The organism is Capnocytophaga sp. oral taxon 336 str. F0502 (assembly GCF_000411575.1).
GTDB classification, from domain to species: Bacteria; Bacteroidota; Bacteroidia; order Flavobacteriales; family Flavobacteriaceae; genus Capnocytophaga; species Capnocytophaga ochracea.
The window spans coordinates 1-12,312 of the sequence record NZ_KE150490.1 but is presented as its reverse complement, the minus strand read 5'-3'; the positions used below and the strand labels follow the sequence as shown (position 1 = coordinate 12,312).

The 12,312-nt window shown below is 39.6% G+C and carries 7 protein-coding genes; 2 read left to right on the top strand and 5 right to left on the bottom strand.

Going from position 1 to position 12,312, the window contains the following annotated elements; translation table 11 throughout:
- Positions 1–9 precede the first annotated feature (9 nt).
- Genes HMPREF1528_RS05930 through HMPREF1528_RS05915 form a run of 4 tightly spaced genes read right to left on the bottom strand, consistent with a single transcriptional unit; the run spans position 10 to position 5,968 of the window.
- Complete coding sequence (locus HMPREF1528_RS05930) at positions 10–3,036, bottom strand: reprolysin-like metallopeptidase (protein ID WP_016479028.1); 3,027 nt, start codon at positions 3,034–3,036, stop codon at positions 10–12.
- A gap of 3 nt (positions 3,037–3,039) precedes the next feature.
- Positions 3,040–3,852 carry a zeta toxin family protein gene (locus HMPREF1528_RS05925; protein WP_016479027.1) on the bottom strand — a complete coding sequence of 271 codons (813 nt, stop codon included), beginning with the start codon at positions 3,850–3,852 and terminating at the stop codon, positions 3,040–3,042.
- Entirely contained in the window at positions 3,839–4,084 is a 246-nt protein-coding gene (locus HMPREF1528_RS05920; protein ID WP_009417563.1) for a hypothetical protein, read from the bottom strand. Before HMPREF1528_RS05920 ends, HMPREF1528_RS05925 begins: the two co-directional genes overlap by 14 nt.
- 12 nt (positions 4,085–4,096) lie before the next feature.
- Positions 4,097–5,968: a glycoside hydrolase family 13 protein gene (locus tag HMPREF1528_RS05915; RefSeq protein WP_016479026.1), complete on the bottom strand. Its 1,872-nt coding sequence runs from the start codon at positions 5,966–5,968 to the stop codon at positions 4,097–4,099.
- Positions 5,969–6,282: 314 nt separating this feature from the next.
- Between HMPREF1528_RS05915 and yaaA the strand changes: the two genes are divergently transcribed.
- Complete coding sequence (gene yaaA, locus HMPREF1528_RS05910; RefSeq protein WP_016479025.1) at positions 6,283–7,041, top strand: peroxide stress protein YaaA; 759 nt, start codon at positions 6,283–6,285, stop codon at positions 7,039–7,041.
- Positions 7,042–7,081: 40 nt separating this feature from the next.
- Here the strand turns inward: yaaA and HMPREF1528_RS05905 are convergent, their stop codons facing one another.
- Positions 7,082–7,876 (bottom strand): DUF2797 domain-containing protein, encoded by a 795-nt coding sequence (locus tag HMPREF1528_RS05905; protein ID WP_016479024.1) that lies wholly within the window; start codon positions 7,874–7,876, stop codon positions 7,082–7,084.
- A 564-nt stretch (positions 7,877–8,440) separates the two neighbouring features.
- On the opposite strand from HMPREF1528_RS05905, the gene HMPREF1528_RS05900 reads away from it, so the two are divergent.
- Positions 8,441–12,312, top strand: a 3,872-nt coding sequence (locus HMPREF1528_RS05900; RefSeq protein ID WP_157464893.1) for a hypothetical protein, incomplete at its 3' end; no start/stop codon positions are given.

Here is a 12,312-nt window from a genome sequence, read left to right as displayed (position 1 = left end):
TTTAACAAGTTATCTTACATATAGGAATCCCTTTTTTGTTTCTTGCTGTCCTTTGAAATAGTAGGTAACCACATAGAAATAAGTACCTGCTAAGCGTTTGCTACCTATCACTCCTCTTACATTAGGATAGCCTCTAAAATATTCACCTTTTTGTTGATAATGGTTACTTTCATATACTTTCAAGCCCATTTCATCAAAAATAAGTAAGGTAATAGGTCGGTTTTCATCTGTATTTTCTATTCTGAAATAGTTATCAGAGCCTTTTTCAGTAGAAACGGCATTGTAAATCACTACTTCTTTAACAGAAGGAACTATTGGCGGTGTAGGTGGTTGTGGTATTACTGGGGTAATGATAATAGTTTGCGTATACACTCTTTCGTTGCCACACACATCACGCGCTACCCACTTATAAACGACTTTAGAGAGCTTTCCGTTAGTGAGGGTTTCTTCTTTTGGAGACTTTGTAACGGTAGGTTGTCCTGCACAAGTATCTTCTGCTGAAATACTCTGTTGTTGAGGGACAGGTGTTCCTTCTTTAATCGTGAGGTCTTGAGGTAAAGTCCCTACAAAAGTAGGTGGGGTGGTATCGGCTACGGTAATACGCTGGGTATGGGTAAGAGTTGTGCAACCATCGGAAGCGGTAAAAGTACGCTCTAACGTGAAGTTATTAAGGCATCGCTTGTTGAGTTCTTTATCGGCGCGAGTAATCACTACCTTAGCACAGCCTCCTTGTGTTGTAGGGGTTTGCACAGCTGGAATAGCTTTGGCACAATCGACGGTTATATTGTTAGGAAGTGTTGCCCAAGTGAGAGGTATAGGAGTTGTTTTAGGTACAATGGTAATAATTTGCTGGTGGGTAGTAACATTGCCACAAGCATCTTTAGCTTCCCACATATAGATAAGCTGAGAGACTTTCCCATTAGTTTTTACTTCTTTATGAGAAGGCGTAACAGTAGCGGTGCCACAATTATCAGTAGCGGTGAGCGTTACTTGGGTAGGGATTGTTTCGCCTTCTTTAATACTCATATTTTGGGGTAAAGCCTCTACAAAAGTAGGGCGAGTTTTATCTATTACGTTAATAGTTTGAGTATAAGTAAGCGTTTGGTTACAAGTGTCGGTAGCTATAAAAATGCGTTTGAGAGTATAAGTATAGTCACAATTGCTTTTGATGCGTTCTTCTTTTTGAAGGGTAACCACAGGAGTACACCCCCCTGTAACTGTAGGCAATACTACTGCTGGAATAGATTGCTCACACGAAAGGGTAAGATGATTAGGGAGTGATGCCCAAAGGAGAGGTTCGGGAAGGGCGGGGTTCTTTTCAATGGTAAAACCACCGCTTTTAGGGTTGTAGTTAGTAAGGTCAAAGGCTAAACCATCGATTACTTCTACTTTTAAGACGGCTTGGGTAGTGCTGATATTAGGCAAGGTAATTTCTTTACTGCCGTTGTTATCAGCTTCTGCTACTACCATATGTTTAAACGTCTTACCTAAATCATCTGAGAGCAGGATACGCACTTTGGTGTCTTTGAAAATAGTATTATCTACATTCCAACTAAGGGTGAGTTGAGCACCCCCTTTGTATTCGCTTTTTGGGGTAGTCGTAATTTTGAAGGGGGTACCGTCTTTTACCGTTACTTTGGTTTCAGCCAAATCATATTGTACTATATAGTCGGCTGACGGTTGGAGTGGGGCATCGCTCACTCCCAGCCAAAAGGTAAAAGTACCCGTAGTTTGTTGTGCTAAGCCACTATTGGCTATTACACTACCTGAGTCTTTGTGGTACTCTGTTTTAATAGTTACAGGGTTAGCAGGAGTAGGTTTGTAGATAATGTATTGCGTTATAGGGGATTCAGCACCATTGCGTACATCGTGTTGGTTTACGGCGTATAGCAGTTCTGCACTATCGGGGTCGATAGCAGGAATATAGAATTGAAAGAAAGTACCCTTGGGGATAGTATAATGACTTTTAATCTTGCTGTGGTCTATGCGAGGAGCTTGAGTAGTGAAAGTCTTGTCGTGAGCTTTCACGGGTACTTTCGTCAATAGTTCCCGTATGCGCTGAATGCTCGACAGCGAGAAGAAGTCACGCGGACTGCCATAGCTCATCACCGAAGTACCTCTGTCATACTCTGTCTTTTCACTATCGTAGGCTTCTGAGCCCTTATAGCTACCAAAAGTGTGTTTACCACCGAATAAGTGTCCTATCTCGTGAGCTATGACTTCTTTGGTAAGTACTGCTACGGCATCACCTTTGGTATTAGCCTGATAAACACCTTTAAGATAAGCCAATCCTCTGACTCCTTTTTTTAAGGAAGCGGTATATGCAAGAGAGATACCCACGTCATAACTATTTTCTCCTATAAGTCCGTTGATAACCTTTGTTGAATGATCCTTAACGTAATCGGCATTGTGAAAACTTGCAAAAGTCTCTTTGCTTTCGTCTTTGATGATGAGACGCTCATCGTTTACCAATTCAAAACGCACTCCCAAATCGCGTAGGTACACTTCATTTAGGAAGTTTTCAGTATCTGCCCAAAACGTTTTTACTTTTTGTATGTTTTTCCCTAAGTGTTCTGTGCTAAACGTGCTATAAGGGATATGCATCGCCAAGCGGTATATTCTTAGTGTTTGTGTGTTGGCAATGGTAGGAGTGGTTTCTTCGGCTAATATCGCAGGACGTGCTGTCGAACGGCTTGGGTGCGAATGAGGCGTATCGGTAGTGCCACATCGGAAATCTTTATTAGGCGAAAAGACCAATTGTCCTTTTTGCACGTTTATCTCAAACGATGCATCTCGGTAGTGGAAACTCCCCGACACGCTCTGTCCTCCTACCGAAAGGGTCGCTACAAAATTGTCTTGGTAGTAACCCACAAAAGAGCGAATTCCCTCTGAGGCAAGAGAGGTTTTGCGCTCCTGCCACTCAATGGCAATACCCTGTTGTGTCGATACTGCTTTTAGCCATTTATCCGCCTCGCTCTGTGCTTTCCCAAAGAAAACACACCCTATTAGTAATCCTATTGTAATGATGTTCTTCATTCTTTAGTCTTTTAACTGCTCTATAAGTGCTTCTACTATAGCTTTTATAGGTGGGGACATTCGCGGTATAACAGAGTAAGCTCGTGCTATCAGTTGCAAACGAAGTGTCTTATCCTGAAATTGTTGTCTCCTTGCTTTTATAACTTCTGTAGAAGGCAAAATATTTATATCCCATTGCTGTTCCCTCAATGAGAAAGTTTCTAAATGTTTTTCAGCTTGATAATTGTAAAGATGTATTTTATCTACCGCCTTTTCGTTGTACAAACGGTCTAATGAGTGAAGTAAGCCTTCTACTGCTCTGTCGTGGGAATTTTTATCTGACAATCGTCCATATCCTTGAAAATCTTTTTCTTCTTGATAGCGCAAATAAAAACCTAATTCGGTAAAGAGTGCAGGAGCTGCAATCGCAAAAGCTTCCACATTAAAACCGTTTTCTCTAAAAGACAATGCCGTACGCAAAGGTACTTCAGGATTTCGCATAGTACCCTCTACAATGATATTGTATTTATGGATAATAGCCTCTTGTATGAGTGCTTCTGTAAAAAAGTTAGAGAATATTTGCGTCTCTGTTGAGTATCTCTCAGGATATTTTATAAGCTCATTAGCCTTAGGATGAAACTCTCTGTAAATATCTCCATTTACAAAAAGAAAATCTTTGTCAGGAAATTGTCTTAGGATAGCTTTTGCTAGCCCACTCTTTCCTGATGCAGGCTGTCCTCCTAATATAAAGGCAATAGGATTTTCTTGAGATTTTAAACCTGATAAAAGGTCTGTTTTCTCTCTTTCAAAAATATCCTCAACTTTATAGTACTCCATTCATTTGTTTTATTAGCGGACTATAATAATGTACTACTTTATCCATAACAGAAAGCCTTGCCATATCATCAGTACCATATAACATTTTTTCTTCCTTTAAATACATTTTAATTTTTTGGTCTAACGCATCCTTCTCTACCAAATTAGTTAAAGTAGATTTTTCTTTAATAGCCCTTACTTTTAATGAGCCTACAATCTGTAAGGCTGTATCTAAACTAATAGGTTCTTTCATCATATATCTTTGTTATTTTAATTCAATGAGCATAGCGGTTTTAGCAGATATTTCTAAAGTGTCACCGCTCAGAGAGACCTCTTTCCCCGAGATAATATCTCTCCCTCTCAAAAATCCCGCCAAACTCTCGGCAAAGCGGTTTAGGTGGAGCGTTTGGCTCTTTTCGCTGTTGTTGAGGATAACCATTAGGCTCTTGGTATCGTTGTAACGGAAATAGACATACACTTCATTTTCAGGTAAGTATTGCTTGGTCTTCCCGTAGTGAATTACAGCTTTGTCCTTACGCCAATTGAAGAGTTTAGCCGTAAAATCGTAATACTCTTTCTGAGTAGCCGTACGCCCCGAAGCGCTAAAAGCGTTCTGCGTATCGCCTGCCCAGCCACCAGGAAAATCCTGACGTATATCGCCATCGCCCTTACTCTTGTCGCCTGCCATTGCTATCTCACTACCGTAGTACAGTTGTGGAATACCTCGTGCCGTTGCCAGCAATGTGATAATCATCTTATAATCCTCTATCTTAGGATATACGTGATTGATACGTGCCGTATCGTGATTTTCTGCAAAGATGAGCAGATTGTTGATGTCTTTATACAGAAAGTCATTCGCAAAGTTGTCGTAGAGTTGCATCATACCTTTGTCCCACGAAGGTGTGGTACGGAAAGCCTCACCTATTGCACCGAAGAGCGGGAAGTCCATTACCGTAGGCAAGTAAGTGTTATAGCTTTGTATCGCACTAATAGGGCTATCCTTTTGCCAATACGACACTTGTGCGCTTTGAGTAAGCCATACCTCGCCCATAATGTTGAAATAAGGATATTCATCAGTAATAGCTTTCGTCCATTGGGCAATGCCTGCTTTGTCGTTATACGGATAAGTATCCACACGCAAACCGTCGAGGTCGGCGTATTCTATCCACCAAATCGCGTTCTGGGTGAGGTAGTTTAGTACCAATGGGTTCGCTTGGTTGAGGTCAGACAAAGAGCGTGCAAACCAACCTTTTTCGCAGTACTTTTTGTCCCATTCCGAGGCATTGCTGTCCATCTGAGTAGTTATCCTAAAAGAGCTCTGTCCATAACCAGGAAATTGGTGTAACCAGTCGTAGCAAGGCAGGTCTTTCAGCATCCAATGCTGACTGCCCCAGTGGTTGGTTACATAATCTTTGATGAGCTTCATACCGCGCTTGTGCAAAGCCGCTGAGAGCTGTCGGTACTCTTCATTAGTACCATAACGCGGGTCTATTTTGTACACATCGGTTTGGGCATAAGTGTGATAAGAATGTTGTGGTTCATTGTCCTCACATAAGGGCGTACTCCATATAGCCGTAGCACCTAAGGATTGTATATAATCCAAATGGTCGATAATCCCCTGAATGTCCCCCCCGTGACGACCGAAAGAATCTGAGCGGTTGAGCTTATCAGTAAGTGCGGGGCGCGAATCGTTGTCGGGTTTACCATTGGCAAAGCGGTCGGGCATAATCAGGTAAACCACATCGCTACTGTCGAAACTCTTGCGGTAAGCCGAGCCCTCACGACGCGCTTTTAATTCATAGCGAACACTGCCCACTTTCTTTTTCTTTTGCAATAGCGAAATGGTATAGTTGCCCGCTTTTTTATCTTTGGTATCGACGGTTACAAACAGATAGTTAGGGTTCTCTGTTTTCAGTATGTTTACAATAGGCAAATCGCTCTCCACATTGTACTGAGCGATATTTTTGTCATAGAGCAATACCTGCACTTGGCTGTAGTGCATTCCTTCCCACCAAAAAGGCGGTTCTACACGCTGAATCTGAGCGTGAGTCATTCCAAAAGTAAATAATCCCATAAGGGTAATAATGTATTTCATAGTGCAAGTTACACGGATGTTTATTCGCGCAAAGATAAGCATTTCTTTTTAAATAACAATGAAAAATAGTAGTTAGTTATTTTAGGTCGGGCAAGTTCGACCCACAGAACGAGAGATACAGTTGATTGCAACAACATTGTAAGTTCTATTAGTATTCTATTAATCTTTGGTTAGTCTTCATTGTAGATCCACTGTAGAGCCACTGTAGACCCACTGTAGACCCACTGAAGAGCCACTATAAAACCATCATAGTTCCGTTTAAAGTCTATCAAATGTCTCACTCCTATTCAATTGTCAATTATCAATTGTGAATTGTCAATTGTTTTGTAACTTTGCCCCGTTAATTATATATCACTATGAAAATCGTTATCTCTCCCGCCAAAACCATTAACGAAATATCAGCCCTACCTACTACCGTACACTCTTCGGCTATTTTTTCAAAGGAAATTGGCGAGGTAAGCACTGCCCTTAAAGCACTCTCTCCAAAGCAACTTATAAACCTGATGCATATCTCCCAAAAGCTCGCCGACCTGAATTGGCAACGACACCAACAGCTCTCATTGCCTTTTACCTCACAAAATGCGCGTCCGGCGCTCTTTGCTTACAATGGCGATGTGTATGAGGGACTCGATGCTTATTCACTCTCTAAAATGCAAATTGACAAGTTACAAAAGTCTTTGCGTATTCTCTCGGGGTTGTACGGACTGCTTAAACCCTTAGACCTTATCGCGCCTTATCGGTTGGAAATGAGCATCAAACTACCCGTAGGGAAGGCTACAAATCTATATGCTTTTTGGAAAGACAAAATCACTCAGGCATTGAACGACGAATTGCAAGAAGGAGAATTGTTTATCAATCTTGCCAGTGAAGAATATTTTAAAGCAATTGATACCACAAAGCTAAAAGTACCCGTGATTACACCTATCTTCAAAGATTATAAAGGAGACACGCTGAAAGTCGTTAGCTTTTATGCGAAGAAAGCGCGGGGTCGTATGGTGCGTTTTTTAGCAGAAAATGAGATTCGTTCAGTAGAAGATTTAAAAGGGTTTAACACTGATGGATATGCGTTTTCAGAAAAGTTCTCGAAAGGAAATACACTTGTTTTTATTAGATAAAAAAAACAAGCCCACTGAGCTTTTTTTAAATTATCAATTGTCAATTGTTAATTGTCAATTGGATTACGAGTCCTTCGTTACCTCGCACATTAAAGACGGTGTTGTCGCTAAAAATAAGGTATTGCCCTTTGATGCCCATTAGTTTACCACTATACGTAGGGGTTTGCACCAGTTGCAGAGAACGTACTTGGGTAGGGTATTTTTCTACGGGAAAATGAATGTGCAAGGGGGTGATATCTTCGGTGATGTAGGGCTGTACTTGGTCGGGCACAAAGTCGCGCACCTCTAATTTTACTCGCAATAAATCTACGGGGGTGATTTGGTTGGTAAGCATTTTGCGCCAGTTAGTTTTATCGGCTATATGAGCTTTAAGGGCGACTTCGGCAATGCCTGCCAAATAGCGATTGGGTACTTCGGCAAGTATAAGGGCTTCGTGCGCCCCTTGGTCGATCCAGCGTGTTGGAGCTTGTGATTTGCGTGTTACCCCCACTTTTACGTCGCTGGAATTGGCAAGATACACATAATGCGGTTGCAACTGCATTTGTTGCTCATAGCCTAAATCGCGCTCTTCGATGTTTAAATGCGCTTTGCTAAGTTCGGGGTGCATCACCCAATCGGCGGTTTGAGGGACTTCAAAAAAGCACTCTTTGCAATAACCCTGACGGAAAATAGGCTTGTTTTCCCCACAATTCATACACTGAAAGCGCACAAATTGGAGTGTTATATCCTTTCCGATGAGTTGGTTCATCAGCACAAAATCGCCTTCCATTGGCAAATAATATCGTATGGGGTCAGCCCATTCGGTAAGCATTTTTTGAAGTACTCCTTGAAACATAGTTTTAACAGTGAAATGAGGGGACAAAGATACAAAAAAAGTCGTAACACAACAAGCAAAACGATTAGCAAATAGAGCAAACGCACAAAATTAAGAGTTAATGTCCGTTCAATATATAATTCTGATTTACAGTTCCTTTTTACAGTATACTTCTGTGAAATCTAAGCAACTTGTTGCTAAATTCTGTGGATAAAATGAATAGCATCTAAAATTTGTCTGTGAAAAATCCGTGTGTTCCGTGAAATCTGTGCGAGACTCTTTGTAGCGAAGCTACCTTTTCCCTCTCCGCTGGTGCGTTTCTTATAGCTCGTACCTACCTTTGAAAGAAAAAACAGATTACAGCAGAAACAGAAGATATAACAGTGTTATTTTTTACACAAGTAAGGAAAGGTAAAGACTAGAAAGTGTAAAGAAAAAGAGATTTAAAAAGAATTAAAAACGGTTATTTTTATCCCTAAACTTGTTAAAAATGTGTTAATTATTATATCAGTGTAGAGAGATGTAAAAAATCTTTACTAATTTTGCACCCAAAATAAATCACTAACGATGTTTTTTACAGAGAAGATGAATAATTTAATAGCGAAAATGGCTTATAAGATTATTTTTGTGGTAGCATTTTTATTTGCTGTAAACCACCTGAATGCGCAAAGTACTCCCAAAGTGGGAATTACTCAATTAATAGGCTGTGGAACAGGTAATAATGTTAATAAGGCAGAGGTAACTGTAAGTGTAGATGAAAGTCTATCGGGTTACCAATATAATTTTGGAGGAGGCTGGGGAAATGCCAATAAAGCTTGGCTTACAGCAGGGAATCATACTGTTCAAGTAAAGCGAGGAACTGAGAATTATACGTTATCTATTACAGTCCCTGCAAAAGCTACTGCACCTACCTATAATTCTAAAATTATTTATAACTGTAATGGAACAGGTAATGTAAACCTTACTAATAATCAGCCTTCTTATCAGTATAGTTATACTTATAAAGGGGTGACTAATAGCAGTCCATATTTTTCAACACTTTCTATTGGACAACATACCCTTACAGTAAACTATATAGCTCCTCCTACAACTAAATCGGTAGTTTTTTATGAAGACTTTGGTAAATGGAAAACAGGACAACCTAAAGCTGTAAAAAGCCCTTATGCTAATCCTAATATCTATTTTGCTCCTTTGAATAAAACCCACGTATTAGCTGGAAATATCCAAACAGGAAAAACATTGGCAGACGACTATTGTTATACAGTAGCAAGAATGATAGATGCTGATTATGATAATGCTAAAAATCACAACATTTGGTTACTGCCTAATGATAAAGATAATGACCCTAATGGTCGAGTGATGTACTACAACAGTTTGATAGATAAAGGAGAAGTTCTATATAAACGCAAAGAAGCTGTTAGAAAGAATTCACAAGTAGATTTTTCAGCTTTTGTATTTAACACAGTAAAAGTTTCTTCAGGGAATGGTTATGAGAGAGCTATTCCTTCTCTTGTACTTGAAATTTATGCAAATGAAGCTCAGGTAACAGCAAAAACACCTTTGTTTAAATCTTACGTTTTAGATGTTCCTAGAGTAAAGGATAATGGTAGAGATGATTGGTACCCTCTTAGTCTTACTGCAAATACGGGTAATTATACAGAACTAATTTTTGTAGTGAGAATGTTCAATAGATGGGGATATGTACCAAGTAGTGGAAGTTCTACTGTTCAGCTGATAGGTAATGACATTGCCTTAGATAATATTTTAGTTACTCAATCTTCACAAAGTTGTCCTATTTCACAAGAAGTACCTATTAATGTAGTAGCCAACCCTAATACTTTCACAACAACAGTAGCTTATAATTGTACTAATAAAACTGCAAAAATCACGGTAAATCCTTCAGTTACTTCAGGATATACCTATACTTATACTTTAAATAATGGAACTCCTCAGTCTTCTAATATATTTGATAATGTAAATGTAGGAATTCATACTATTACAATCACTTATAAAGATATCGCAAATAAAGTTATTTTTAAAGAAGATTTTGGTTCAGGTGCTCCCTATTTGTTACCTACTTCAGTAGTCCCTAATCCTTTTGTGTGTAAAGCATCTCTATTAGGATATCCTGCTGATGTGTTACCAGAAAATCATTATCAGGTAGCAAATATAAAGAATTTGACAAAAATGAATGACCCTATAATCCAAAGAAATGTTTGGAATTGGGAAGCTCCTATAGATCATACTTCTAATGGCTCTAATCCACAAGGGCGTTATTTAGCTTTCAATTATGGAGCTAATGCAGCTCATCATTTCTATTTACAAGATATAAAAGTTGAGCCTAACAAGCCTGTTACTATAAAGTATTATATATATAACATTAATAAATTTGTTGCAGGACCTAATCAAAATAAGTACTATCCTAATATAGAAGTTACTTTTGTCAATAAAGCAACTAATTCAGTAGTATCAGCTGCTACAAAAGTAACTGGAGGTATTCAAGGGCACGCAAATACTAATGATTGGAGAGAAGTAACTCACACTTTTAACCCAGGAAATGCAACCAATTTACAATTGCGTTTTAAAGATCTTACTAATGAAGAAAGTGCAAACGACTTTGCCATTGATGATATCTTAATTACCCAAGAAGCGGATATTTGTACCCATACACAAACCGTTACTATAAATCCTGTGGCTGAAGTAACCTCAGTTACGGCTACTCCTCTTGTATTTAGACAAGGTACAAATACTACGGTAACCTTTACAATTACGGGTACTCCTGATGCCGAGATTACCTATACGATCACAGGAGGCACTACAAAAACAGCTACCCTCAATAGCGCAGGAAAACACATTGTAACAATAACCACTACTCAAACTACCGAAATCAATGTAAGTAAAGTAAAATTAGGTGCTTGTGAATATTTTTATACCGATAAAAAAGCTAAAGTACTTACCTCTTTAGCCGATTGTACCACTAAACCTGCTCCTCAGTTCCCTACCTCTTCTCCTAACGGACGAACAGCGGTAATGAATGGTGTTACGGTAACACGTACCTATTCGAACCCTTCTACAACAGCTACTTTAGTATATGGCACTATAGATAATGATGGTTACTGCAGTGGAACTCCTTATCACAATTATACAATTATACATACGAAACCTAACTTTAGCCCTAAAGTAATTTACACTTTTAGTCAGCCAGTTACTAATGCTGAAGTATGGCTAATGGTAATGGGTAGCCCTTCAACTGTGAATGATGAAGTAAGACTTTCAATTAATAATGGTACACCTACTTTTACTAAAGTGTACGATTGTGCCGAAGGGAAAGGACTAACAGGAGCTACCTTAAGTAATACGGGAGTAGTTACCTCACAACCTCACATTGTAACTGATGTGGCGGTGCGCGTAACCTCTAATACTCCTTTTACTCAACTGATAGTAGAAGATATTCATCCAGGTTCTTCAGGGGTATTAGTAGAACTCTGTCCTACTTCTATCACTCCTGCTGAGACTATTAGTATCACTACACAACCGCAAAGCCAAACTATTTGTGCTGATAAGAAAGTTACTTTCACCTCTAAAGCTCAATTGAAAGATGCTACAGGTGATATTCAGTACAAATGGCAACAAAAGTCTGATAACGGAACTAATTGGACAGATATCCTTGCTTCTACGGGATCTATCGCAAGTGGAGGAACTGCCTCTTTAACAATAGCTGGAACTACTAACTATAAATATAGAGTTGTGTATAGTTACCAGTTTGCACAAGGCATCGTAGTTACAGCTACTTCTCAAGAAGCAACGCTTACCAAATTACCTCCTGTAGCCTTACCTACACTTATTACCGGCAGTAAAACTCTTTGTCCAACAGCAACTAACAATACAGTATCGTTTGCTAACTATGTAACTGCCCCTACGGGTACTACCTTGCTTTGGTACACTGCCCCTGCAGCTACTGTTTCAAGCACTACGGCACCTGTTATCAATACTCAAGTAACCACTCGCACTACCCAAACGGCTTATGTACGCGCTCTTAGCACTGCGGGCTGTACTAGCGGTATCGTAACCGTTACCTTAACAGTAGACGATACTACTGCTCCTACTTTCACAGCACCTACTCCTTTAAATATAGTGTGCAACTCAACTACGGCTACTACGGCTATCAACAATTGGCTCGGCACAGCTACCGCCACCGATACTTGTGGTGCGATAGCTACTATTACAAATAACTATACAACTCCCGCTGACCTTTGTACAGTACCAGGCGGTATTATTACAGTTACTTTTGTAGCCAAAGACACTTTTGGTAACACAAAAACAGGTACTTCTACTATTCATTTAGGAGTAACTCCTTTAGTAGTGAAAGACGATACCTTTAACATACCTGACGGATTAGCTACTCAAACTACCACCAGCGTTTTGGCTAACGATAGCCTAAACGGTCATACACCAAC